The 24,187-nt window shown below is 67.3% G+C and carries 18 protein-coding genes; 5 read left to right on the top strand and 13 right to left on the bottom strand.

Annotated features, from left to right (window positions below; all coding sequences use genetic code 11):
- The first annotated feature begins 75 nt into the window (after positions 1-75).
- The 3 genes from ACEUEL_RS12015 to ACEUEL_RS12005 all read left to right on the top strand — a co-directional run bounded on the left by ACEUEL_RS12015 (position 76) and on the right by ACEUEL_RS12005 (position 5,240).
- Positions 76-756 (top strand): winged helix-turn-helix domain-containing protein, encoded by a 681-nt coding sequence (locus tag ACEUEL_RS12015; RefSeq protein ID WP_405705287.1) that lies wholly within the window; start codon positions 76-78, stop codon positions 754-756.
- Positions 740-2,143 carry a sensor histidine kinase gene (locus ACEUEL_RS12010; RefSeq protein ID WP_405706737.1) on the top strand — a complete coding sequence of 468 codons (1,404 nt, stop codon included), beginning with the start codon at positions 740-742 and terminating at the stop codon, positions 2,141-2,143. The genes ACEUEL_RS12015 and ACEUEL_RS12010 overlap by 17 nt, the downstream gene beginning before the upstream one ends.
- A 100-nt stretch (positions 2,144-2,243) precedes the next feature.
- Positions 2,244-5,240: a bifunctional [glutamine synthetase] adenylyltransferase/[glutamine synthetase]-adenylyl-L-tyrosine phosphorylase gene (locus ACEUEL_RS12005; protein ID WP_405705285.1), complete on the top strand. Its 2,997-nt coding sequence runs from the start codon at positions 2,244-2,246 to the stop codon at positions 5,238-5,240.
- A gap of 53 nt (positions 5,241-5,293) precedes the next feature.
- Here ACEUEL_RS12005 and ACEUEL_RS12000 read toward each other — a convergent pair whose 3' ends face one another.
- Positions 5,294-7,603 carry a PAS domain-containing sensor histidine kinase gene (locus ACEUEL_RS12000; RefSeq protein WP_405705283.1) on the bottom strand — a complete coding sequence of 770 codons (2,310 nt, stop codon included), beginning with the start codon at positions 7,601-7,603 and terminating at the stop codon, positions 5,294-5,296.
- 246 nt (positions 7,604-7,849) lie between these two features.
- On the opposite strand from ACEUEL_RS12000, the gene fae reads away from it, so the two are divergent.
- Positions 7,850-8,389: a formaldehyde-activating enzyme gene (gene fae, locus ACEUEL_RS11995; protein ID WP_405706736.1), complete on the top strand. Its 540-nt coding sequence runs from the start codon at positions 7,850-7,852 to the stop codon at positions 8,387-8,389.
- On the opposite strand, the gene ACEUEL_RS11990 is transcribed toward fae, so the two are convergent.
- The 11 genes from ACEUEL_RS11990 to ACEUEL_RS11940 all read right to left on the bottom strand — a co-directional run bounded on the left by ACEUEL_RS11990 (position 8,383) and on the right by ACEUEL_RS11940 (position 22,667).
- Positions 8,383-9,816: a sensor domain-containing diguanylate cyclase gene (locus ACEUEL_RS11990; RefSeq protein ID WP_405705280.1), complete on the bottom strand. Its 1,434-nt coding sequence runs from the start codon at positions 9,814-9,816 to the stop codon at positions 8,383-8,385. The two genes, fae and ACEUEL_RS11990, sit on opposite strands and share 7 nt — an antisense overlap.
- 77 nt (positions 9,817-9,893) lie before the next feature.
- Positions 9,894-12,533, bottom strand: a complete 2,640-nt coding sequence (gene pepN, locus ACEUEL_RS11985) for an aminopeptidase N (RefSeq protein WP_405705277.1) — start codon at positions 12,531-12,533, stop codon at positions 9,894-9,896.
- A 74-nt stretch (positions 12,534-12,607) separates the two neighbouring features.
- Positions 12,608-13,330 (bottom strand): HAD family hydrolase, encoded by a 723-nt coding sequence (locus ACEUEL_RS11980; RefSeq protein WP_405705275.1) that lies wholly within the window; start codon positions 13,328-13,330, stop codon positions 12,608-12,610.
- Between the two features lie 12 nt (positions 13,331-13,342).
- On the bottom strand, positions 13,343-14,023 hold the full coding sequence (gene rpe, locus ACEUEL_RS11975) for a ribulose-phosphate 3-epimerase (RefSeq protein ID WP_405705272.1): 681 nt from the start codon (positions 14,021-14,023) through the stop codon (positions 13,343-13,345).
- Entirely contained in the window at positions 14,020-14,979 is a 960-nt protein-coding gene (gene cbbX, locus ACEUEL_RS11970; protein ID WP_405705269.1) for a CbbX protein, read from the bottom strand. Before cbbX ends, rpe begins: the two co-directional genes overlap by 4 nt.
- A gap of 281 nt (positions 14,980-15,260) precedes the next feature.
- Complete coding sequence (locus tag ACEUEL_RS11965; protein WP_405705266.1) at positions 15,261-15,680, bottom strand: ribulose bisphosphate carboxylase small subunit; 420 nt, start codon at positions 15,678-15,680, stop codon at positions 15,261-15,263.
- 194 nt (positions 15,681-15,874) lie between these two features.
- Complete coding sequence (locus tag ACEUEL_RS11960; protein ID WP_405705264.1) at positions 15,875-17,347, bottom strand: form I ribulose bisphosphate carboxylase large subunit; 1,473 nt, start codon at positions 17,345-17,347, stop codon at positions 15,875-15,877.
- 269 nt (positions 17,348-17,616) lie between these two features.
- Positions 17,617-18,702 carry a class II fructose-bisphosphate aldolase gene (fba, locus tag ACEUEL_RS11955; protein ID WP_405705261.1) on the bottom strand — a complete coding sequence of 362 codons (1,086 nt, stop codon included), beginning with the start codon at positions 18,700-18,702 and terminating at the stop codon, positions 17,617-17,619.
- A 10-nt stretch (positions 18,703-18,712) separates the two neighbouring features.
- Positions 18,713-20,665, bottom strand: a complete 1,953-nt coding sequence (gene tkt / locus ACEUEL_RS11950) for a transketolase (protein WP_405706734.1) — start codon at positions 20,663-20,665, stop codon at positions 18,713-18,715.
- 86 nt (positions 20,666-20,751) lie between these two features.
- Complete coding sequence (locus tag ACEUEL_RS11945) at positions 20,752-21,627, bottom strand: phosphoribulokinase (protein WP_405705258.1); 876 nt, start codon at positions 21,625-21,627, stop codon at positions 20,752-20,754.
- Between the two features lie 11 nt (positions 21,628-21,638).
- Complete coding sequence (locus ACEUEL_RS11940; RefSeq protein WP_405705256.1) at positions 21,639-22,667, bottom strand: class 1 fructose-bisphosphatase; 1,029 nt, start codon at positions 22,665-22,667, stop codon at positions 21,639-21,641.
- A gap of 182 nt (positions 22,668-22,849) precedes the next feature.
- On the opposite strand from ACEUEL_RS11940, the gene ACEUEL_RS11935 reads away from it, so the two are divergent.
- Positions 22,850-23,791, top strand: coding sequence for a LysR family transcriptional regulator (locus ACEUEL_RS11935; protein ID WP_405705253.1), 942 nt, complete (start codon positions 22,850-22,852; stop codon positions 23,789-23,791).
- Here the strand turns inward: ACEUEL_RS11935 and folB are convergent.
- On the bottom strand, positions 23,766-24,167 hold the full coding sequence (gene folB, locus ACEUEL_RS11930) for a dihydroneopterin aldolase (RefSeq protein ID WP_405705251.1): 402 nt from the start codon (positions 24,165-24,167) through the stop codon (positions 23,766-23,768). The genes ACEUEL_RS11935 and folB overlap by 26 nt on opposite strands.
- Between the last annotated feature and the right edge of the window lie 20 nt (positions 24,168-24,187).

Here is a 24,187-nt window from a genome sequence, read left to right as displayed (position 1 = left end):
AATCCCGCCCCCCTGACCGAGGGAATCGGCGCCCTCCGCCGGACCGACGTCGCAGCACCTGCCGAAGACTTCATCATGCGCCTGCTCGTTGTCGAGGATGACCGCGACGCCGCCGAATATCTGCGCAAGGCGTTCCGCGAGAGCGGACATGTCGTCGACCTCGCCTTCGATGGCGAGGAGGGGCTCGCCATGGCCCTCGACGGCGGTTACGACGTCCTCATCGTCGATCGCATGCTGCCTCGGCGTGACGGCCTTGCGGTCGTCGCCGAATTGCGCGGGCGCGGTGATGCGACCCCGGCGCTGATCCTTTCAGCCCTCGGGCAGGTCGAGGACCGTGTCACCGGACTGCGTGCGGGCGGCGACGACTACCTTCCCAAGCCTTACGCCTTTTCGGAGCTTCTCGCCCGCGTCGAGGCGCTGGCCCGCCGTGGCGGTCCGCAGGCGACCGACACCCTCTATCGCGTCGCCGATCTCGAACTCGACCGGCTGGCCCATCGTGTGACCCGCGCCGGGCAGGAGATCGTGCTGCAGCCGCGTGAATTCCGGCTCCTCGAATACCTCATGCGCCACGCGGGGCAGGTGGTGACCCGGACCATGCTGCTGGAGAACGTGTGGGATTACCATTTCGATCCGCAGACCAACGTCATCGACGTGCATGTCTCGCGGTTGCGCTCGAAGATCGACAAGGGCTTCGAGCCGCCCTTGCTGCACACGGTGCGCGGCGCCGGGTATGTCGTCCGTGCTGGCGCTCGGTAGGCTGCTCGGCACCACCGCGTTCAAGCTGATCGCGGCCTATCTCATCGTCTTCGCGATCTTCGTCGCCTCGGCGATCGCCTATCTCGGCTGGCACACGCAGCGCCTCGTCACCGAGCAGGCGCGCGATGCGATCTCGGCCGAGGCCGGCTATTTCACCGACCAGTATCGTATCGGCGGCATCGGCCGCCTGGTGCAGGTGATCAACCGCCGGGCCCGGGCCCCGGGCGCGGGGCTCTACATCGTCACCACCTTCACCGGCGAGACCCTGGCCGGCAATGTCCAGAACCTGCCGCTGAGCTTCCTCGACAAGCCGGGCTGGACCGAAGTCGACTATCAGCGTGCCGAGGATGCCGGCGCTCACGCCAGCCGCGCGCTCGCGCAGGTGGTGTTCCTCCCCGGCGAATTCCGCATGCTGATCGGGCGCGACGTCGTCGAGCGCGAGGAGTTGCGCAAGATCATCATCCGCCCCGCACTGTGGGGCCTTTTCGTGCTGGTCGTGCTGGGCGTTGCCGGCGGCATCTTCGTGACCCAGCGTGTCCTCAAGCGCATCGACCAGATGACGGCGACCAGCGAGACCATCATGGCGGGCCACCTGTCCGGCCGGCTCGCCGTGGCCGGCACAGGGGATGAGTTCGACCGGCTGGCGTTGAGCCTCAACGCCATGCTGGAGCGCATTGAGGCGCTCATGGCCGGGCTCAAGGAAGTATCGGACAACATCGCCCACGATCTCAAGACACCGCTCACCCGCCTGCGCAATCGAGCCGAGGACGCCTTGCGCACGGCGCGCAGCGATGAGGAATGGCGCGCCGCGACCGAGCACACGATCGAGGAGTCGGACGGGCTGATCCGCACCTTCGATGCGCTGCTGATGATCGCCCGAGCCGAAGCGGGCCAAGCGCGCGGCGGCATGGCCCCTTTCGATCTCGCCGAGAGCGTGGTCAGCGTCGCCGAACTCTACGAGCCGGTGGCCGACGAGAGCGGCCTGACGCTTCAGGTCGAGGCGGAAGGATCCTTGCCGGTTCGCGGCGTGCGCGAGCTTTTCGCGCAGGCGCTCGCAAACCTCATCGACAATGCCATCAAGTACAGCGCGCCCGCGAAGGGCGAGTCACCGCGCTCCGTGCGGGTCGTGGCATCGCGCGAGGGTGATCACGCACGCCTGATCGTGGCGGACAATGGAGCGGGAATTCCGGAGACGGACCGGCTTCGGGTCCTCGAACGTTTCGTCCGGCTCGAGGCCAGCCGGTCGGCTCCCGGCTCGGGTCTCGGTCTGTCGCTCGCGGCCGCGGTCGTTCACCTGCACGGGGGCAGCATTCGGCTCGAGGACAATGCGCCCGGCCTGCGGGTGGTGATCGACCTGCCGTTGACGCCGGCGGATGCGGGCCCGTAGCACGATGGGATGATCATCTCGTATGCAGTGTGCTGTCTTCGGCAGCAGTTTTTTGACAATCACGTCACCTTAGGGTCTGTGTGATCGCGAAGGGTGGGGCATGGCGGCAGCACGCGGCAAGAAGGCGGTGACGATTTCGGCGGTCGGTGGGCAGAGGGACGGATCGTTTGCAGCGCGGATCGCGCTGACGCCTTTTCTCGCCGCGCCCATCAAGGCGCGCCGGGCTTTCGCGGCGGCGATCGAGGCGGCGCCGGCCGACATCCGCGAGGCGCTGAACGGCGTGCTCAATGGCCGCAAGCCGGCCCGCGCCGTCATGGCCGCCATTGCCGAGAACTCGCCATTCCTTACCGAGCTGATCCGCAGCGATCCCGCGCGGCTTCTCCGCATGCTGACCAGCGATCCGCGCGCGCGCCTCGAAACGGCGCGGGCGGAAGCCCAGGCGGCGGCCGACGCAACGGCCGATGAGGCTACGATCATGCGCGCCCTTCGCCGCTTGCGGGCGGAGACGGCGCTGCTGGTCGCGATCGGCGACATCGGTGGGGTTCTCGACCTTGCCGAGGTGACAGAGGCATTGACGCTGGCAGCCGATGTGGCGATCGCGTCCGCGGTGGATTTTCTGTTGCGGGAGGCCGTCGCGGCGAAACGGCTGCGCAACTATGGCGAGCCACGCAGGCCGGCTGCGGGGGCAGGGTCAGGCTATGTGGTGCTCGCGATGGGCAAGCATGGAGGCGGCGAACTCAACTATTCGAGTGATGTCGATCTCATCGTGCTCTACGATCCGTCCGTGGCGCCGCTGGCGAAAGATGCCGAGCCGGCGCCGGTGTTCGTGCGCCTGACCAAATCGCTCGTCCGCCTTATTCAGGAGCGGACGGTGGACGGCTATGTGGCGCGGGTGGATCTGCGCCTGCGGCCCGATCCGGCGTCGACGCCGATCGCGCTCTCCATCGACTCGGCTCTCGATTATTATGAGCGTGAGGGCGCGACCTGGGAGCGTGCAGCCTACATCAAGGCGCGGCCGATTGCGGGTGATCTCGCGCTTGGCCATGCCTTCCTGCGCCAGCTCTCACCCTTCGTCTGGCGCCGTTCGCTCGACTACGCGGCTGTCGCCGATGTCCATGCGATGAAGCAGGAGATCAACGCGTTTCGTGGGCACGCGGCCATCGCCGTGAACGGGCACAATGTGAAGCTCGGTCGTGGCGGCATACGCGAGATCGAGTTCTTCGCCCAGACTCAGCAGCTTATTGCCGGCGGTCGTGACCCGGATCTTCGTACCCCGCGGACGCTGGACGCCCTGTCGCGGCTGGCGGCGGAGGGATGGATCGGCGAAAGGGCCCGCGACGAGCTTTCGGAGGCTTACATCTATCTGCGCCGCGTCGAGCACCGGCTTCAGATGGTGGCGGACGCCCAGACCCATACGCTGCCGGACGATGCCGCCGGCCTCTTACGCTTCGCCCATTTCATGGGCGATCCCGATGTCGCGACGTTCTCCGATGCGCTGACGCAGCGCCTGAATCGTGTCCAGCACCATTATTCACGTCTCTTCGAGGACTCCCCGCCGCGCGCCGCCGTCGACGGAAGGCTGGAATTCCCCTCGGATCGGGACGACCGCGAGACGCTCGCCACGCTTCGGAAGCTCGGATTTCAGGAATCGAAGGAGGCCAGCGCCGTCGTGCGCGGCTGGCTCGCCGGAGCCTATCGCTCGTTGCGAGCGCCCGCGACGCAGGGCCATCTCGCCGCCATCATGCCGGCATTTCTTGACGCTCTGGCGCGAGGCGGCGCCGCGGATGTCGCCTTGAAGGCCGCCGACCGGTTCTTCCAGGAACTGCCGGCGGGGTTGAGGCTGATGTCGGCGCTCGCGAGAAATCCCGATCTCGTTCGCCTGCTCGCGACCATCCTCGGTTCCGCACCACGTCTCGGCGAGACACTCGCGCATCGTCCGGAACTGGTCGATGCGCTGCTGGACCCGGCCTTCTTCGGCGCCCTGCCGGACGAGGCCGTGCTGGAAGAGCGGCTCACACGGCTGCTGGCCGATGCGGAGGGAGATGAGGATCTGCTCGACCGCGCGCGCCGGTTCAGGCAGGAATACCACCTTCTGATCGGCGTCCGAATTCTGGCGGGAACGCTTCCCGCGGCCCAGGCGGGGGAGGCCTTCGCCCGGCTGGCGGATGTCGTGATCCGGGCGCTGGAGAGCGCCGTCCGGGCCCGCTTCACAGCGATGTACGGCACCATCCGCGGGGCGGAAGTCGCTGTGCTTGCCATGGGCAAGCTGGGCGGCCGGGAGATGACCTCCGGTTCCGATCTCGATCTCATCGTTCTCTACGATTTCGATGAGCGCCACCCCCAGTCGGACGGCGAGCGCTCGCTCCATGGCACGCAGTATTTCGCCCGCCTGACGCAACGGATCGTCAGCGCCTTGACCACGCCGACCAATGCCGGCCAGCTTTACGCCGTCGATCTGCGTCTGCGTCCCTCGGGGCGTGCGGGTCCGATCGCGACACGGCTTTCGGCCTTTGCCGCCTATCAACGCGACGAGGCGTGGACCTGGGAGCATATGGCGCTGACGCGCGCACGGGTCGTTTGCGCGTCGCCCGCCTTCCGCAGCCGGGTCGAAAGCGCCATCGCTCGCATCCTGCGCACAGAGCGCAATCGTGCCAGGCTCGCCGCGGACATCGTGGACATGCGCGCGGCCATTGCGGCCGACAAGGGAGACGACGCGCCCTGGGATTTGAAATATGCGCGCGGCGGACTGGTTGATGTCGAGTTCATCGCGCAGTTTCTCGTGCTTGCCCATGCCGCACGGCATCCGGAAATTCTGGATACGTCGACTGCGCGTGTGATCGCCGTTGCGGGGCGGCTCGGCCTGCTCGATCCTGAGGATGCGCAGCGTCTCGGGAATGCCTGCCAACTGCTCCACGACCTTACCCAGGTCATCCGGCTGGCGGTCTCCGAACCGTTCGAGCCGGCGCAGGCAAGTCCCGCCCTGCGTCGGATTCTTGCGCGCGCTGGAGCCATGCCCGATTTCTCGACGCTCGAAGCGCATCTTGTCGAGACGCAGAGCGCGGTGCGGGAGGTCTTCGAACGCCTCCTCGGCGAGTGATCACGGGATTGCTGAAACGGATATCGAATCCGTTGAACGCGGGCGGAACGGGGTCAGCTTTCGCGAGGCGATTCCCGGTACTGGCGGGCCGGGCGCGGATGCACCGGCAGGCGGACGACAACCGTCGTGCCGACCCCTTCGTCGGAACGGATGCGCATCGTTCCCCCATGCAGCTCCACGAGCGAGCGGGCGATGGCGAGGCCCAGTCCTGATCCCTTGTAAGTCTTGGTGAACTGGCTCTCGACCTGCTCGAACGGCTTGCCGATCTTGGCAATGGCGCTTTTGGGGATGCCGATCCCCGAATCCTCGATCACAAACAGGCCGGCCTGCGCCGAAAGACGGGTGCGCAAAGCGAGACGCCCGCCTTCGGGCGTGAACTTGATCGCGTTCGAGATCAGGTTCAGCACGATCTGCTTGAGCGCGCGTCGGTCGGCCTCGATCGTCACGTCGCCGTCCGCTTCGGCGGAGACGCTCAGCCGCTTCTCCTCGGCTCTCACCGTCATGACCCGAAGCGCATCCTGCATCACCTCGTCGAGGCGGACGGGTTGCAGGTCCAGGCGCACGCGTCCGGCCTCGATCCGCGACATGTCGAGAATATCGTTGATGACATCGAGCAGGTACCGGCCGCTGTCGCGGATGTCGCGGCAATACTCATCGTATTTGGTGCTGCCGAGCGGTCCGAACATGCCGCTTTCCATGATCTCCGAGAAGCCGATGATGGCGTTCAACGGCGTGCGGAGCTCGTGGCTCATATTGGCAAGGAATTCCGACTTGGCCCGGTTGGCCTGCTCGGCGCGGTCCTTGGCGTCGGCGTAGTTCTGGGCAAGCTCGGCCAACTGCTGCGCCTGGAATTCCAGCGTCTGCTGCGATTTGCGCAGGTCTGCGACCAGCGCCATGAGCCGCTTTTCGCTGTCCAGCAGCCGCTCTTCATGGCGCTTGAGGGCCGTGATGTCGGTGCCAACCGAGACGAAGCCCCCATCTTTGGTTCGGCGCTCGGCCACCTTGAGCCAGCGACCATTGTCGATCTGGGCCTCAAAGGTTCGAGCTCCTTCTTCGCCGCGATCCTCATGCTTGAGCGGCAGCCGGACTACCGGCTGCCGGGCCTGCGCCGCGATCGCCTCGAACGGTGTCCCGACAGAGGTGAACTCGTCGCCCAGTCCGTGCAAGGCCTGAAATTTGGAGTTGCACATCACCAGCCGGTTCGAGCGATCCCAGAGGACGAACGATTCCGAAATGCTCTCGATCGCATCGCGCAGCCGCATGTCGGCGGTCGCAGTGCGCTCGGCGAGGCGCTGTTCCTCCGTCACGTCGACGGCAATGCCGATGAGGTGGGGCGGCTCGCCCCCGGGTTGCGTCACGACCTCGCAGCGCGCGCGCAGCCAGAGCCATTGCCCCTGCGCGTTGCGCATGCGGAAGATGCGGTCGATGGTCCGGCCCGGCTGATCGGCGATCTCCTTGGCGATGTCGTAGAGGTTGGCATCGTCCGGGTGGACCAGTGCCGCGACCTCGCCGAAGGAAATGAGATCGTCCCGGGGCTCGTGACCGAGCATCTCGAACATGGAATCGGACCAGAACATGCGGCCGCGGCCCATGTCCCAATCCCAGAGCCCGCACCGTCCGCGCGAGAGCGCCGTGTCGATACGCGCGTGTACGGTATCGTATATCCCGTCCGCCTCCCGCGCGCGGCTCGCCTGCCAATGGAAGGCGAAGCCGAGGATCAGCAGCACGGCGCCGGTGGTGGTGAGCAGGGTGACCGTCAGGATGGCGTCGGATCGCCAGGTGGCCAGCACCGCGTCCACCGGTTGCACGAGAATGAGCTGGCTGAAGGGAGCACGCAGATTGCGAACCGTGGCCAGCGCCAGCGAGCCGTCAGCAAGCGGGACCTCGAGTACACCGGCCCGTTCGGCGAACACGACAAGCGCCTGCACATTCGTCAGCAGGGTCGCGATTTCGGCCGTCGCCGGGTAGCTGCCGTCATCCGCGGCGACGACGCGCCCCGATCCGTCGAGCAGGGCGAAGCGGCGACCATCTTCGGTTGCATGGGGGGGGAGGCTGCGGCGGAGCGCCGCCTCGGCAGGCTCTCCACCGGCCGACACCTGACCGAGCTCGGCAGCGACAGCCATGGCGAACAGCGTCAGCTGGTCGCGCGCGTCGGCGAGCGTTTCCTCGCGATAGCCGCGGGTCTGCACCGCGGCAGCGCCGGCAACGATGATGATGAAGGTCACGATCAACGCCGGCACCGCACGACGCAGGAAAGGCTCCGCCTCCACCAGGCGTTGGTAGGCGGGTCGCGCCACGGAGCGGGCCATTCCCCGCATGGCCTGCACGCGCACAGATGCGCCTGCAGCGTTGGCGCGCGCCATCGCTGGTTCCCCCCGCAGCCCAAATAACGTTTTGTTCTCAGCGACCGGAGCGACGTGCCCCTCTCTCCGAATCACTACGATTTGAATCGAATCGTACCCTCCCTGTCCAGAGTCCCGGGGAGTCAAGTTGGCGCGGCGGCAACCAGAGGGTGGTGGGGCGGCGGGTACGGCAGGAGCCGTGCCGCCGGCATGGACGCGGGCACCCGTGAGGTGCTATGCGGGCCACGAAACGAGAGGGAGCGCGCCATGTCCGAAATCTGGTTCCGTACCGGTGAAGCCACCGTTCTGGCCGCCGATGGTCAGTTCACCGATGCCATGCCCGAGGTGCTGATCGGCTCGGTTCGGGGCCCCGCCGGGCACGCTTTCGCCGCGATGATGGGGCAGGTTCAGGGCCATACCCGCATGTTCGTGGTGCGCGACCTCAACCAACAGGTGCGGCCGGCCACGATGATGACCACGAAGGCCACGATTCATACCCTCGAATATGTCGACCTGCTCGGCGGCGTGGTGCAGGGCGCCATCGGCGACGCCATTGTGGATGCGTTGATCGAGGGCATTCTGCCGAAGGACGTGGTCGACGACATCTGCATGATCGTCATGGTCTGGCTCGACCCGCGCTGCGCGGAAGACCCCAATCTCGACAAGGCGGACCTTTACCGGACCAACTACGAGGCCATGAAGCTGGCGCTCGACCGGGCGATGAAGGGCGAGCCGACGGTCGAGCAGCTCATCGCGAACCGTACGAGCGTCAAGCACTATGCGCTTGACGGTGTGATCGACTATTGAGGCTCGGTGATCCCCGCCGATAGCGAGGGTCGCACATCCGCAAGGTCCGTTGCGACCGAGCCGTCGCTCGCGAGGCGGGCGATGGCAACGCGGTTGCGGCCGGCATCCTTGGCGGCATAGAGCGCCTGATCCGACGCCTGCAGCAGGCGTTGCGGCGTCGGTGACACGGTGCGGTTCTGCAGGCCGAACAGCGTCAGGCCGACGCAGATCGTGACCACGCCGAAAGGACTGCCCGCGTGCGGTATGGCGAGCCCCTGCACGGCGTCGGCCATGCGCTTGGCCACGCTTCGCGCTTCATCTTCGGCGGTGTTGACGATGATCGCGGCGAATTCCTCGCCGCCATAGCGGGTGACGATGTCGCGGCTGGCGCGGACCACGTGCTGGAGCGCTTCGGCAACCGAGCGCAAGCACTCGTCGCCCGCCGGATGACCGTATAGGTCGTTGAATTTCTTGAAATAATCGACGTCGATCATGAGCAGTGCCATGGTCGGATTGTCGCGGCGCACGCGGCGAAACTCCCGTTCCAGCACTTTGTCGAACTTCCGCCGGTTCGGCAGTTCGGTCAGGCTGTCGATCTCGGCCAGCATGCGCAGGCGACGGTTCGCCAGGACGAGATCGTGCTCGAGCGCCTTCCGCTGGCGGATCGTGGCCTCGAGTTCCCGCTCGATTTCCTTCTGGTGCGTGATATCCACGCTGGTCGCAAGCACGCGGGCGGGCGACCCATCCGGCGCGAAGGCGATGACCGTGCCGCGGCTGAGGATCCAGCGCCATGTCCCGTCCCGGTGGCGCAGACGGTAGGTTGCCTCGAAGCTGGTCCGCTTGCCCTGCAATATGCCGGTCATCGCGTTGTCGACGTTCCGGCGGTCGGAAGGGTGGACGATGCGCCAGGGTTCATCCTCGTCGGCGAGTTCCGCCGGCTCGAAGCCAAGCGCACGCTTCCACTGGGGCGAGCGCCACACCTTGTTGGCGACGATGTCGAAATCCCACACCCACTGTCCGGCACTGTCGAGGGCGAAGCTCGACCGCTCGACGGATTCCTGCAGCAATGCCAGGACGCGCTGCTCCCCCGTGACGTCGCGCACCGCGATCGAGTAGCCATCGGCGGTGCGCACGGACGCGACGGCGAGCGTCATCCCGTCCCTGTGGCAGGAGCATTCCCGGCCGACCGGCGCTTCCGCCGACGTGTCCCGCAGCTGCGCTTCCACCGCCGCCAGGGCCGGGACTGCCACTCCCATTCTCCGACCGATGAGTTCCGAAGGCGGCATCCCGAAAAGCTGCCCGAAGGCCGCGTTGGCCAGGCGGATGACGAGGTCTCGATCGGTTTCGCACAGCGCAGCGGCCGCGTGGCCGAAGGCGCGCGCGGCGACTTCAGTCGCCTTGGCCGGAAGCGCGTCATCGCCGTAGGAGGTGGGGCGGCGTCGAGTCATCAAAGGCCGTGGTCAGCCCGGGTGGGAAGCCTCGTCACGATATACTAGCGGCGCCGGCCGTGCCACTCGCCCTGAGGCTAAGCGAGCGACCGGCTGGCAATATCCGCGACATCAGGCGAGAGGCCCGTCGTTTCCGCAACGCGACGCAACGCGGCCTCCGCGGAGGCGCGCCGGATCGGCTCGAGTATCCGCCAGCTGTTGAACGCCCCCAGCAGGCGCGCCGCCAACTGGGGATTGCGGCCATCGATCTCCAGCACGGTGTCTGCCAGGAAGACGTGGCCGGCGCCGTCAGCTCGGTGGAACTGAGTCGGATTAGCGGTTGCGAAGGCACCGACAAGCCCGCGCACGCGATTGGGGTTGCCGAGCGAGAAGGCCGGGTGCCGCATCAGCGACACAACCCGATCGAGCGCCTGCGCATCGGCGATCTGTGCCTGCAGCGCCATCCACTTGTCGACCACAAGCGGGTCGCCCTCGAAACGCGCGTAGAAATCGGCCAGCGCCGCCTCCCGGTCGCCCGGCGCCTGATGCACCAGCGTGGCGAGAGCCGCAAACCGGTCGGTCATGTTGTCGGCTCCGCGGTACTGGGCTAGGGCCCGTGCGACCGCCTCGCCGCCGCCGCCAATTGCCAGCAGATCGAGGCAGACATTCTTCAATGCCCTCTGGCCGGCCGATGCCGCGCCCGGGGAATAGACGGCCGGTCGGGCGAGACGGCGATAGGTCTCGTCCAGCGCATCGCCGATCGCCCTTCCAATCGCCTCGCGTAGCCCTTTGCGCGCGGCCAGCACCGTGTCGGGATCGACATTGCCGCCGATCTCGCGGGCGATGTCGTTCTCGGAGGGGAGGGATAGCGCCTGAGCGACGAAGGCCGGGTCCAGCATCGGGTCGACCAGCATGGCGCCCAGCGCTTCGATGAGTTCGCTTGCTTCCGTCCGACTAGCGCCGGGTCGGGCCTCGGCCACGAGATGGGCGAGGGCGAGGGTCTGGACGGCCTCGAACCGGTTGAACGGATCGCTGTCGTGGCGGGCGAGAAACAGCAGGTCGGCACTGCCGAGGTTGGTGGTCAGCCTCACCGGTGCCGAGAAACCGCGATTGAGCGAAGGCACCGGCCGGCTGGTAACATGATGAAAGGTGAAGCTCTGCTCGCGCTCGGTCACGATGGCCGTACCATTTGTGACGTGGCTTCCCTCGCCGGAGACTAAGGGTATGTCGCGGCCATCGGGCCCGACCAGGCCCACCGTCAGTGGGATGACCATCGGCTGCTTGTCGCCTTGGCCGGGCGTTGGCGGGACGGTCTGGGAAACGTCGAGACGAAACGTTGATGTGCTCGGATCCCAGCTGCCGGAAACAGCCACCATCGGTGTTCCGGCCTGCAAATACCAGAGCGCGAACTGGGTCAGATCACGGCCCGATGCCTCGGCGAAACAGGCGAGGAAGTCTTCGATGGTGGCCGCATCGCCATCGTGCCGGGTGAAGTAGAGATCCATGCCGTCGCGAAACGTCTCCGCTCCCAGCACCACCTTCAGCATCCGCACGATCTCAGCGCCCTTCTCGTAGACGGTCGCCGTGTAGAAGTTGTTGATCTCACGATAGATCTGCGGGCGGACCGGGTGCGCCAGCGGTCCGGCGTCCTCGGGGAATTGATGGCTCTTCAGCAACCGGACGTCAGCGATGCGCTTGACCGGGCGCGAGCGCTCGTCCGACGAGAACTCCTGGTCCCGGAAAACCGTGAGCCCTTCCTTGAGGCAGAGCTGGAACCAGTCCCGACAGGTGATGCGGTTGCCGGTCCAGTTATGGAAGTATTCGTGGGCGATGATGGCCTCGATATTCGCATAATCCGCGTCCGTCGCCGTCTCCGGGCTCGCCAGCACGTATTTGTCGTTGAAGATGTTGAGGCCCTTGTTCTCCATGGCGCCCATGTTGAAGTCGGCGACCGCGACGATGTTGAAGACGTCGAGGTCATACTCGCAGCCGAACACCGTCTCGTCCCAGCGCATGGAGCGCTTGAGCGCGTCCATCGCATAGCCAGCACGACCGGTCTTGCCCGGCTCGACATAGATGCCGAGATCGACCTGACGGCCTGAAGCGGTCACAAACCGGTCGGTGATCCTGTCCAACTGCCCGCCGACCAGCGCGAACAGGTAACAAGGCTTCGGCCAGGGATCATGCCAGATGGCGTAATGGCGCGTCGTGTCTGCGACGAGGCCGCTCTCCACGAGGTTGCCGTTGCCCAGCAGAACCGGCGCCTCTTCCTGCTCGGCCTCGATGCGCGTCGTGTAGACCGCCAGCACGTCCGGCCGGTCAGGGAAATAGGTGATACGCCGGAAGCCCTCGGCCTCGCACTGGGTGCAGTAGGCGTTGCCGGAGCGGTAGAGGCCCATCAGCTTGGTGTTGGCCGAGGGGTCGATGACCGTCTCGATCTCCAGCGTCAACGGTCGGCTCGGCGGTGCGGGCAGGACGAGCGAAAAAGGCGTCGCGACAAATGCTGTTCCGGCCAGCGGCACCCCGTCGAGGGCGACGCGGACGAGATCGAGTTCGTCGCCGTCGAGCATAAGGGGTGCGCCGGCAACGCCCGCCGGGTTGGGCCGCAGGGCGAGGCGGGCGATGACCCGCGTCGCGGTCGGATGCAGCCGCACATCGAGCGAAACCGTGTCGACCAGCCAGTTGGGCGGCCGGTAATCGCCGAGGCGAATGGGCTGGATCTCGGCGTCGCGCGGCATCGGGCTTACTCCGGCAAGGGTGTTCGCCTAGCTCTAGGCTGTCGGCGGCCGGATCGGAAGGCTTTTAGGGCTCTTCAGCGCTGCCAGGCGGGATCGGCGGCGCGCCAGCGGGAAAGGATCTCGAGCGTCACCGGCGGCGTGTCGAGGTTGGGAATGACCGCCATCGCACCGGGGAACTGCTGGTGGGCGGTATAGAGGCTTGGCGTCACCAGCGTCGGCAGGCCGGCGGCCCGCGCCGCTTCGAGGCCGTTTCGGGAATCCTCCAGCGCGAGGCAGGCGAAGCTCGGCATGCGCAGTTCGTCGAGGACATAGCGGTAGATGTCCGGCGCCGGCTTCTTGGCGGGAACGATGTCACCCGCGCCGATCACCTCGAAGATGCGATCCGCCTCCGCGCCGAAGGCCGCGCGGAGCAGCGCGTCGACATTGGGCGCACTCGTCGTCGTCGCGATGGCGAGGCGGACGCCGCGCTTGCGGGCTTCCTCGATGAGCCGTCGCACGCCTGGTCGCAGATGGGCTGCGCCGGCCTCGACCATCGCGGTGTAGCGCGCCGTCTTGTCGGCGTGGATTTCGGTGGCCCGATCCAGCGCCGTCGCGCCGCCGGGCGGATCATAGGCGGCGACGTAGTGGCGGATGCGCTCTTTGCCGCCGGTGACGTCGAGCAGTTTCGAATATAGCGTCTGGCTCCAAATCCACGGCAGACCGAACCGGGCGAAGCTCTCGTTGAAGGCCTGCCGATGCACCTCCTCGGTCTCGGCGAGGGTGCCGTCGACGTCAAAAATGAGTGCCTCGACACGCATGGCGCTGTCCGGTCAGGCCGCTTCGGCGCGGGCGGCGCGTCCCGCCGCGCGGATCGCGGTGATGTTGGCGCGATAGCCTTCGATCCCGCCCTTGAACACCGCCGATCCCGCCACCAGCACGTCGGCGCCGGCCGCGACGCAAAGCGCGCCGGTTTCCGGGTTCACGCCGCCGTCGATCTCGAGATGGATCGGACGCGAGCCGATCATCGCCCTGAGGCGCTCGACCTTCGGCAGCACGTCGCGGATGAAGGCCTGGCCGCCAAAGCCGGGATTGACGGTCATCGGCAGGATCAGGTCGACCTTGTCGAGGATGTACTGCACCACGCTTTCCGGCGTCGCCGGGTTCAGCGCCACGCCGGCCTTTTTGCCGAGCGAGCGGATCACCTGCAGGCAGCGATCGAGATGATCGGTCGCCTCGGCCTGCACGGTTATGATGTCGGCGCCGGCTCTGGCGAAGGCCTCGAGGTAGGGTTCGACCGGTGAGATCATCAGGTGGACGTCGAACAGCTTGTCGGTGCAGGGGCGGATCGCCTTGATGACGTCGGGGCCGAAGGTGATGTTGGGCACGAAATGGCCGTCCATCACGTCGAGATGGATCCAGTCGGCGCCGGCGGCCGCGACGTCGCGCACTTCCTCGCCGAGGCGGGCGAAGTCGGAGGCGAGCATGGAGGGGGCGATCAGGGGCGTGCTCATCGGGCGTCCTCCGGGCGGAGCGGGGGGTAACTATCGATGCCGCCTGAGAAAACCCGGCTGGCGAGGATGTCTTCGGCATCGAGGGTCACGAGATCGTCGGCGGTCACCGGGCGTGGCGCGTTGAACAGGCGGTTGGCCTGGCGCAGGCGGGCGCGGTCGAGGGCATTGCGGATCGAGCGGCCATTGGCGAAATGCGGCTGCGTCTTGCGCAGCTCGACATAGCGCTCGAACGCCGCTGCCGCCTCCGGGCTGAACCGGTAGTTCATGCCGGCGAGGATGCGGTCGCCGATGGCGTTCAGTTCGACCGAAGAATAGTCAGGAAAATCAATATGATGAGCAACCCTTGAGCGGAAGCCCGGATTGGCGGTGAAGAAGCGCTCCATGCGGTCGGCATAGCCGGCGAGGATGACGACGAGGTCGTCGCGCTGGTTCTCCATCACCTGCAGCAGAATCTCGATCGCCTCCTGGCCATAGTCACGTTCGTTCTCCGGACGGTAGAGATAATACGCCTCGTCGATGAACAACACGCCGCCCATCGCTTTCTTAAGTATTTCTTTCGTTTTCGGCGCGGTATGTCCGATATACTGGCCGACGAGATCATCGCGCGTCACGGTGACGAGGTGTCCTTTACGCACATAGCCAAGTTTGTGCAGGATTTCGGCCATGCGCAGGGCGACGGTGGTCTTGCCGGTGCCTGGATTTCCGGTGAAGCTCATATGCAGCGTCGGGCTGATGGCGGAGAGGCCGAAATGCGCCCGCGCCCGGTCGACCAGCAGCAGCGCGGCGATCTCGCGCAGCCGGTCCTTGACCGGCTTGAGCCCGATCAGATCGCGGTCGAGCTCGGCGAAGATCTCGGCGAGACCGGAGTCGGCGAACTCGGCGCGCAAGTCGATCGCCGCGCGGGGCGGCGCGATTTCCTCTGTCGTTTCAAGGCGTTCGTCGGTCATGGCGTCCATGGCGAAGGCTCCGTCGGCCGGGGCGCGGCCCCTTCCCGGGGGCGCGGGGGCGAGAAGGAAAGGGGCCGATCCGGGCGCGGGATACCGGATCGGCCCACTCGCGGCCGGGGAGGAACGGGTCGGCCGCGAAGAGTTCAGGGTCGGGTCGGTCGGAGTGACCGATCAGTGCAGTGAGGTGGACGATCAGACCGGTCAGTGCAGTGAGGTGGATGATCAGACCGATCAGACCGATCGGACCGATCGCGGGCCCGCGGCCGGTTGGCGCGGGCCGCGCGGCGCGATCAGTAGCGCGCGCCCTCGGGCTTGTTCGCGGCATAGGCGCGGGTCGTGTAGCGGATGCCGCGCCCGCCCACCTCCTGCCGCTCCAGCGCGAAGCCGGGCTCCTCGGCGGGGCGGTCGGTGATGAAGGAGAGGCGCAGCGATTCCCACGTATGGGTCGAATCGAAGGCGGAGATGCGGATGTAGTAGCGGCCCGCATGCGCCTTGCGGCACTCGGCCAGCTCGAACATGACGCCGGCGGCGTCCTTCACGTCGAACATCGGCAGGCCCCACAGTTCCCAGTAGGTGTTCCGCGGGTGCGGGTCGTCGGTGTACTCGATGTTCACCGCCCAGCCCTTGTCGATGCAGTACTGCACCTGGGTGGCGATCTGGGCATCGGTGAGGTCGGGGAGGAAGGAGAAGGCTCCCTGGGTCAGGCGCATGGTGGTGTCCTCAATCGGCGATATCGGGTGGCGATCCGTCATCCCCGGGCTTGTCCCGGGGATCCACGTCTCGCGGCGGAAGTCGTGGATGGCCGGGTCAAGCCCGGCCATGACGGGGGCAGGTGCGGTTTTCCGCGGTGTCCCGGATCGGCGCTGCGCGTTCCGCTCCGCTCGTTCGGGACACGAGGGTTGGCTCACTCCGCCGCGGTCACCTGCGGCACGAAGTCGGGCGTGTCGGTCGAGGTGTAGTTGAAGGTCACGTCCTTCCACGTATCGAGCGCCTGCTTCAGCGGCAGGCAGTGCCGGGCCGCGGCCTTCAGGATCTCGGGACCCTCGTTGACGATGTCGCGGCCCTCGTTACGGGCGAAGATCATCGCCTCCAGCGCGACGCGGTTGGCGATGGCGCCGGCCTGGATGCCCATCGGGTGGCCGATGGTGCCGCCGCCGAACTGCAGCACCACGTCTTCGCCGAGCAGGTCGATGAGCTGGTGCATCTGGCCGGCATGGATGCCGCCCGAGGCCACCGGCATCAGCTTGCGGGTCGAGGCCCAGGGCTGGTCGAAGAAGATGCCGTGGGTGAGGTTCTGCGGCACGAAATCCTCACGGCAGAGGTCGTAATAGCCCTTGGTGGTGTGGGGGTCGCCCTCCAGCTTGCCCACCACCGTGCCGGCATGGATGTGGTCGACGCCGGCGAGGCGCATCCACTTGGTGATGACGCGGAACGACACGCCGTGCGAGCGCTGGCGGGTATAGGTCGAGTGGCCGGCGCGGTGCAGGTGCAGGATCATGTCGTTGCGGCGCGCCCACTTCGACATGGACTGGATCGCCGTGTAGCCGATGACGAGGTCGATCATCACGATCGAGGAGCCGAGTTCCTTGGCGAACTCGGCGCGCTCGTACATGTCCTCCATCGTGCCGGCGGTGACGTTGAGGTAGGTGCCCTTCACCTCGCCGCTCATCGCCTGCGCCTTGTTCACCGCCTCCATGCAGTAGAGGAAGCGGTCGCGCCAGTGCATGAACTGCTGCGAATTGATGTTCTCGTCGTCCTTGGTGAAGTCGAGCCCGCCCTTCAGCGCCTCGTAGACCACGCGGCCATAGTTGCGGCCGGACAGGCCGAGCTTCGGCTTGACGGTGGCGCCCAGCAGCGGCCGGCCGAACTTGTCGAGCCGCTCGCGCTCCACGACGATGCCGGTGGCCGGGCCGTCGAAGGTCTTGATGTAGGCGATCGGCAGCCGCATGTCCTCGAGGCGCAGCGCCTTGAGCGGCTTGAAGCCGAACACGTTGCCGATGATCGACGCCGACAGGTTGGCGATCGAGCCGTTCTCGAACAGGTCGAGGTCGTAGGCGATGTAGGCGAACCACTGGTCCGGCGCGTTCGGCACGGGGTCGACGCGGTAGCACTTCGCCCGGTACTTGTCGCAGGCGGTCAGGCGGTCGGTCCACACCACCGTCCAGGTGGCGGTGGAGCTCTCCCCGGCCACCGCCGCGGACGCCTCGATCGGGTCGACGCCGTCCTGCGGGGTGATGCGGAACAGGGCGATGACGTCGGTGTCCTTGGGCTCGTAGTCGGGCTGCCAGTAGCCCATCTTGCGGTATTCCATCACGCCCGCGCTGTAGCGGTCGCGCTTCTTCTCGGCGGCCGGCTTGGTCTTCTCGATCGTGCCCATGGCTCTGCTCCCGTATGAATTCTGGACAAGGCTCTCCCGCCGGCGCGCAGGGGCTGCGCGCCGTGGAGGGTCGCCTCGGTTCTGTCTGTTCCGTTCGGCCGCTCGGGCCGCCTGGAAGCGGCTTGAGAACCCTTCCGCCCGCGTCATCCCGGAATGGCCGCAGGCCATGTCCGGGATCGTCAGGACATCTCGGCGGGCGATCCCGGCTCTCCGCCTTCGGCTGCGGCCGGGATGACTCTGTCCGAGAGAGTTCTCAAACCGTCACGTCGTCATTCTGCTGCCGCGCGGGCGGTGCCGATCACCGGATCGAGCGCGCCGGAGGCATAGCGCTTGGCCATGGCCGCCAGCGGCAGCACCTTGATCTTCGAGGCATGGCCGGCGGTGCCGAACTGCTCGAAACGTTCCCGGCACAGGTCGCGCATGGCGTCCATGGCGGGCTTGAGGAACTTGCGCGGGTCGAACTCGGCCTTGTTCGCCTGCGCCACCTTGCGGAACTGCGCGGTCATGGCGAGGCGGCAGTCCGTGTCGATGTTCACCTTGCGCACGCCGTGGCGGATGCCGCGCACGATCTCCTCCACCGGCACGCCCCAGGTCTGCGGCATCTCGCCGCCCGAGGCGTTGAACAGGTCCTGCAGCGCCTGCGGCACCGAGGAGGAGCCGTGCATGACGAGATGGATGCTCGGCAGCCGGCGGTGGATCTCCTCGATCACGTTCATGGCGAGGATGTCGCCGTCGGGCTGGCGCGAGAACTTGTAGGCGCCGTGCGAGGTGCCCATGGCGATGGCCAGCGCGTCGACCTTGGTCCGGGCGACGAAATCCACCGCCTGGTCGGGATCGGTGAGAAGCTGGTCGTGGGAGAGGGTGCCCTCGGCGCCGTGGCCGTCCTCCTGCTCGCCGGCGCCGTGTTCCAGCGAGCCGAGCACGCCGAGCTCGCCCTCCACCGAGGCGCCGACCCAGTGCGCGGCGTCGACCACGCGGCGGGTAATGCCGACATTGTAGTCGTAATCGGCCGGGGTCTTGGCGTCCTCCTTCAGCGAGCCGTCCATCATCACCGAGGTGAAGCCGTGCTGGATCGCCGAGAGGCAGGTCGCCTCGTTGTTCCCGTGGTCCTGATGCATGCACAGGGGGATGTGCGGATACATCTCCGACAGCGCCTCGATCATCTTGGCGAGCATGATGTCGTTGGCGTAGGAGCGCGCGCCCCGGCTCGCCTGCATGATCACCGGGGCATCGACCGCGTTGGCCGCCTCCATGATCGCGAGGCCCTGCTCCATGTTGTTGATGTTGAAGGCGGGCACGCCGTAGCTGTGCTCGGCCGCGTGGTCGAGAAGCTGGCGAAGGGTGATGCGGGCCATCGGCCTCTCCTCAGATACAGGTCACGAGCTGGCAGGCGGCGTTCGCCACCGCGTCCGGCGTGATGCCGAAATGCTCGTAGAGTTCGGGGGCGGGGGCGGAGGCGCCGAAGCCGTTCATGCCGACGAAGCGGCCGCGCTCGCCGAGCCAGCGGTCCCAGCCGAAGCGGGCGGCGGCCTCGACGGCGACGCGCGGGGCCTTGCCCAGCACGCCGCGCCGGTACTCCTCGCTCTGCTGCTCGAACAGCTCCCAGCAGGGCATGGAGACGACGGCGACGTCGACGCCGCGCGCCTTGAGGATGTCGGCGGCCTTCAGCGCGATCTCGACCTCCGAGCCGGTGGCCAGCAGCGTGACGTCGCGCCGGTGCTCCGGCTTGCGGATGAGATAGGCGCCCCGCGCGGTGAGGTTCTCGGAAACGTCGGTGCGCAGCGTCGGCAGGTTCTGCCGCGACAGCGCCAGCACCGAGGGCGTGCGCTCGGAATGGAGCGCGACCTGCCACGCCTCCGCCGTCTCGACCGCATCGGCCGGGCGGAACACGTTGAGGTTCGGCGTCGCACGGAGCATGGCGAGATGCTCGACCGGCTGGTGGGTGGGACCGTCCTCGCCGAGGCCGATCGAGTCATGCGTCAGCACGTAGACGACGCGCAGCCCCATCAGCGCCGACAGGCGGATGCCGCCGCGGGCATAGTCGGAGAATACCAGGAAGGTGCCGCCATAGGGGATCAGCCCCTTGTGCAGCGCGATGCCGTTCATCACCGCCGCCATGGCATGCTCGCGAATGCCGTAATGGATGTAGCGGCCGGCATATTTGCCCGGCGTCACCGACTTCATGTCCTTGGTGAGCGTCAGGTTCGAATGGGTGAGGTCGGCCGAGCCGCCCACGGTGAGGCTGGTCGCCTGGTTGATGACCGCGAGCGCCATTTCCGACGCCTTGCGGGTCGCGACCTTGGGCTGCGTCTCGACGAGCGAGGCCTTGTAGGCCTCAAACGCCGCGTCGAAATCCGCCGGCAGTTCGCCCGACAGCGCCGCCTCGAACACATCCTTGTTCGCCGAGACCGACAGCCGGTCCTCCCACGCCTCGCGGGAGTAGCGGCCGCGATCGGCGATCTGCTCCCACGCCGAGCGGATGCCGAGCGGGATCTCGAACGGGGCGTGCGGCCAGTCGAGCCGGTCGCGCGCGCCCTCGATCTCGGCGGCGCCGAGCGGGGCGCCGTGGACGGCCTCGGTGCCCGCCTTGTTCGGCGCGCCGTAGCCGATGGTGGTGCGGCAGGCAATCAGCGAGGGCTTCTTGGTGTTGCGCGCCTTGGCGATGGCGTCGATCAGCGCGTGATGGGCGTGGCCGTCGATGCGGAACACGTCCCAGCCGGCCGCCTCGAAGCGGGCGATCTGGTCGGTCGAGGTCGACAGCGAGGTCGCCCCGTCGATCGAGATGCCGTTGTCGTCCCACAGCACGATCAGCTTGGAGAGCTTGAGGTGCCCGGCGAGGTCGATCGCCTCGTGGGAAATGCCCTCCATCAGGCAGCCGTCGCCGGCGATGACATAGGTGTGGTGGTCGACCAGCTCGTCGCCGTAGCGCGCGTTCATCATCCGCTCGGCCAGCGCCATGCCGACCGCGGTGGTGAGGCCATTGCCGAGCGGGCCGGTGGTGGTCTCCACCCCGAGCGTGTGGCCGTATTCCGGATGGCCGGGCGTCGCCGAGCCGTGCTGGCGGAAGCGCTTGATCTCCTCGATGTCCATGTCGGCATAGCCGAGCAGATGGTGGATCGCATAGACCAGCATCGAGCCGTGGCCGGCGGAGAGGACGAAGCGGTCGCGGTCGGCCCAGTCGGGCCGGGACGGGTCGACCTTCATGAAGCGGGTGAACAGCACCGTCGCCGCGTCGGCCATGCCCATCGGCATGCCGGGATGGCCGGACTTCGCCCGCTCCACCGCGTCCATGGTCAGCGCGCGCAGCGCGTTCGCCATGTCGCGATAGGGGATCTCGGTGGTGTCTCCCTCGGGGGAGAAGATCGGCACGGTGGTCTTGGTGAGCATGTCTTCCTCCTCCCGGGTCATGCGGCCCGCCGCTTCTTTTCGACGAGGTTCAGGATCATCGGCGTCAGGATCAGCTGCATGGCGATGTCGAGCTTGCCGCCGGGGATGACGATCGAGTTGGCGCGGCTCATCCACGAGCCCTGGATCATCGAGAGCAGGTAGGGGAAATCGATCCCGCGCGGGCTCTTGAAGCGGATCACGACGATGGATTCGTCGGCGGTCGGGATCCAGCGCGCGATGAACGGGTTGGAGGTGTCCACCGTCGGCACGCGCTGGAAGTTGATGTCGGTCTCGGCGAATTGCGGGCAGATATAGTGCACGTAATCCGGCATGCGGCGCAGTATCGTGTCGGTCACCGCCTCGGTGGAATAGCCGCGATGCGAACGGTCGCGGTGGATCTTCTGGATCCATTCGAGGTTGATCACCGGCACGACGCCGATCTTCAGGTCCGCGTAGCGGGCGACATTGACGTTGCCGCTCACCACCGCGCCGTGCAGGCCCTCGTAGAACAGCAGGTCGGTCGGGCCGGGCAGGTCCTCCCAGGCGGTGAAGGTGCCGGGCGGGGCGCCGTGCTCCTCGGCTTCCTTGTCGTCGTGGATGTAGTGGCGGCTGCGGCCGGTGCCGGTGCGGGCATAGGAGCGGAACGTCTCCTCCAGCTCCTCGAACAGGTTCGAGTCCGGCCCGAAATGGCTGTAGTGGTTGTTGCCGCGGGTCGACTCCTCGGCCATGACGCGCCGCATCTCGGCGCGGTCGTAGCGGTGGAAGGCGTCGCCCTCGATATAGGCGGCGGTGACGTTCTCGCGGCGGAAGATCTGCTCGAAGATGCGCCGCACCGAGGTGGTGCCCGCGCCCGAGGAGCCGGTGACGGAAATGATCGGGTGATGGATCGACATGGCGGCTCCCCTCACGCCCTGAGCAGGCCGCGGCGCCCGAACAGGGGCGAGCGATCGGAGATGTTGGCGGGCTCGACGTGGTAGCGCGCGACGCGTTCGACCTCGCTGCGCGAGCCGAACACCAGCGGCACGCGCTGGTGCAGGCTGGTCGGCACGATGTCGAGGATGAGGCTCGAGCCGTCCGTGGCCGCGCCGCCCGCCTCGCGCATCAGCAGCGCGATGGGATTGGCCTCGTAGACCAGCCGCAGCCGGCCCTCGTGATAGCCCCGGCGCGCATCGCCCGGATAGAGGTAGATGCCGCCGCGCACCAGGATGCGGTAGGCCTCGGCCACCATCGAGGCGATCCAGCGGGTGTTGAAATCCTTGCCGCGCGGGCCTTCGGCACCGGCCTGGCAGTCGGTGATGTAGTTGCGCACGCCCGCGTCCCAGTGCCGGGCATTGGAGCCGTTGATGGCGTATTCGCCGGTCTCGGCCGGGATGGCGATCCGCTCGCGGACCAGCCGGAAACGGGCGCTGGCGCGGTCGTAGATATAAGCCTGAGTGCCCTCGCCGACGGTGACGACCAGCGCGAGCTGGGGGCCGTAGACGAGGAAGCCGGCGGCGAGCTGGCGCGAGCCGGGCTGCAGCAGCGATTCCGGGCCGACGAAGGGCAGGATCGAGAAGATGGTGCCGACCGAGACGTTGGTGTCGATGTTCGAGGACCCGTCCAGCGGATCGACCGCGACGGCGAGCGGCGCCGCCGGATCGAGCAGGACGGCCTCGGGCGCCTCTTCCGAACCGAGCAGGGCGACGGGGGCGGCCTTGAGGGCGTCGGCGACCAGCGCATCGGCGATCGCGTCGAGTTCCTTCTGGCTGTCGCCGCCCACCTCGTGCTGGCCGCGCACGGCCGCCATCTCGCCGGCAAGGGCGCCGGCGCTGATCAGCTCGGCGATGGCGACGCCGGTGGTCGCGAGGGCGATGATGGTCTGCGACACTGCCTGGCGCAGGGTGTCGGCTCCGGCCCACCCGCCAAGGTGGTCCTCCAACGTCTGATGTGACACGGCGTTTCCCCGGTTGAATTGCGGTCTTTCGCGACCTGTCGGCGTGTCGTTTCCGATAGCCTTCGAGTGGGGAACCCGAAGCGGCGGACGCCTTTTTGTTGATGTCACGATGCCCCAGTTGGCGACGTAAGGAAATTCGAATATTCTTTCAGTCTCATTCAGAGTTTCTGAAAGTTACGGCCATGCGCGGCATCACCCTGAAGCAGCTCCGGGCGTTCAACGCGGTGATCGACGCGGGCACGGTCACGGGCGCCGCCAAGCTCATGCATGTCACCCCGCCGGCCATCACCATGCAGGTGCAGCTGCTGGAGGAGCAGATCGGCCTGCCCCTGCTCGACCGCGCCGGCGACCGTTTCCTGCCCAGCGACGCGGGGCGGGAGGTGCTGAACGCCGCCGCCCGAATCGAGCGGGCGATGGCCGATTGCGGCGCCGCGCTCGACGCGATGAAGGGGCTCGATTCGGGCCGCGTCTCGGTGGGTATCGTCTCCACCGCCAAGTATTTCGCCCCGCAGGCGCTCGGCGCCTTCGCCCGGCTGCACCCGAGCATCGAGGTGGCGCTGGTGGTCGGCAACCGCGAGGACATCATCGCCGCGCTGCGCCGCGACGCCATCGACGTCGCCATCATGGGCCGCCCGCCGGTTGACATGGAGGTGGATGAGAGCCGGATCGGCGATCACCCCCACATCGTCGTCGCCGAGCCCGGCCACCCGTTTCACGGCCGCCGCATCACCGCCCGCGAACTGGTCGCCTCGACCTTCCTCGTGCGCGAGCACGGCTCGGGCACCCGCACGCTGATGGAGCGCTTCTTCGTCGATGCCGGGGTGGAGCCCCGCATCGGCATGGAGATCGGCTCGAACGAGACCATCAAGCAGGCGGTGATGGCCGGGCTCGGGCTCTCCTTCCTCTCTGCCCACACCGTCGCCGCCGAGATCGCCGACGGGCGCATGGTGGCGCTCGACGTCGAGGGGCTGCCGGTGGTGCGGCAATGGTTCGTGGTCAAGCGCGGCGCCAAGCGCCTGACGCCCCCCGCCGCCGCGCTGGCCGATTTCCTCGCCAGCCGCGGGCCGGAATTCCTGCCGAACGTGCCGATCCCCGGCGTCAGGCCGCCGGCCGACGCCGGGTGATATCGACGCCGACGTCGCGGAACACCCCGGCGATCGGCGCGCTCGGCTTGTGCACCACGACGCGCACCTGCTCGATCCGCGCGAAACGGGCGAGCACCGCCTCGGCGATGGCCTCGGCGAAGGCTTCGAGGATGTGGAAGCGGTGGCCGGACGACACCGCGCTCACCGTCGCGAACACCTCCTGATAGCCCACCGTCTGGTCGTAGTCGTCCTGGCTGGCGGCCGGATGCGCGTCGAGCCACCAGTCGACATCGACGACGAAGCGCTGGCCGAGGCTCGCCTCCTCCGGATAGAGGCCGTGATGGGCGAACAGCTCGATCCCCCGCACGAAGACGCGGTCGGCGGGGAGACGGTCGGGGGTGCGAAGATCGGACATGGAGAGGCTCGCTCGGGTGG

The sequence above is a fragment of the Ancylobacter terrae genome (assembly GCF_045108345.1).
GTDB lineage: Bacteria > Pseudomonadota > Alphaproteobacteria > Rhizobiales > Xanthobacteraceae > Ancylobacter.
This window is presented reverse-complemented; position numbering and strand designations above follow the sequence as displayed.

What these genes read in the sequence shown, in the direction of transcription:
- ACEUEL_RS12015 (WP_405705287.1), top strand. Translation starts at nt 76, where the DNA reads ATGCGCCTGCTCGTTGTCGAGGATGACCGCGACGCCGCCGAATATCTG.
- ACEUEL_RS12005 (WP_405705285.1), top strand. Translation starts at nt 2,244, where the DNA reads ATGGCGGCAGCACGCGGCAAGAAGGCGGTGACGATTTCGGCGGTCGGT.
- ACEUEL_RS12000 (WP_405705283.1), bottom strand. Translation starts at nt 7,603, where the DNA reads ATGGCGCGCGCCAACGCTGCAGGCGCATCTGTGCGCGTGCAGGCCATG.
- fae (WP_405706736.1), top strand. Translation starts at nt 7,850, where the DNA reads ATGTCCGAAATCTGGTTCCGTACCGGTGAAGCCACCGTTCTGGCCGCC.
- ACEUEL_RS11990 (WP_405705280.1), bottom strand. Translation starts at nt 9,816, where the DNA reads ATGACTCGACGCCGCCCCACCTCCTACGGCGATGACGCGCTTCCGGCC.
- pepN (WP_405705277.1), bottom strand. Translation starts at nt 12,533, where the DNA reads ATGCCGCGCGACGCCGAGATCCAGCCCATTCGCCTCGGCGATTACCGG.
- ACEUEL_RS11980 (WP_405705275.1), bottom strand. Translation starts at nt 13,330, where the DNA reads ATGCGTGTCGAGGCACTCATTTTTGACGTCGACGGCACCCTCGCCGAG.
- rpe (WP_405705272.1), bottom strand. Translation starts at nt 14,023, where the DNA reads ATGAGCACGCCCCTGATCGCCCCCTCCATGCTCGCCTCCGACTTCGCC.
- cbbX (WP_405705269.1), bottom strand. Translation starts at nt 14,979, where the DNA reads ATGGACGCCATGACCGACGAACGCCTTGAAACGACAGAGGAAATCGCG.
- ACEUEL_RS11965 (WP_405705266.1), bottom strand. Translation starts at nt 15,680, where the DNA reads ATGCGCCTGACCCAGGGAGCCTTCTCCTTCCTCCCCGACCTCACCGAT.
- ACEUEL_RS11960 (WP_405705264.1), bottom strand. Translation starts at nt 17,347, where the DNA reads ATGGGCACGATCGAGAAGACCAAGCCGGCCGCCGAGAAGAAGCGCGAC.
- fba (WP_405705261.1), bottom strand. Translation starts at nt 18,702, where the DNA reads ATGGCCCGCATCACCCTTCGCCAGCTTCTCGACCACGCGGCCGAGCAC.
- tkt (WP_405706734.1), bottom strand. Translation starts at nt 20,665, where the DNA reads ATGGCGAACGCGCTGCGCGCGCTGACCATGGACGCGGTGGAGCGGGCG.
- ACEUEL_RS11945 (WP_405705258.1), bottom strand. Translation starts at nt 21,627, where the DNA reads ATGTCGATCCATCACCCGATCATTTCCGTCACCGGCTCCTCGGGCGCG.
- ACEUEL_RS11935 (WP_405705253.1), top strand. Translation starts at nt 22,850, where the DNA reads ATGCGCGGCATCACCCTGAAGCAGCTCCGGGCGTTCAACGCGGTGATC.
- folB (WP_405705251.1), bottom strand. Translation starts at nt 24,167, where the DNA reads ATGTCCGATCTTCGCACCCCCGACCGTCTCCCCGCCGACCGCGTCTTC.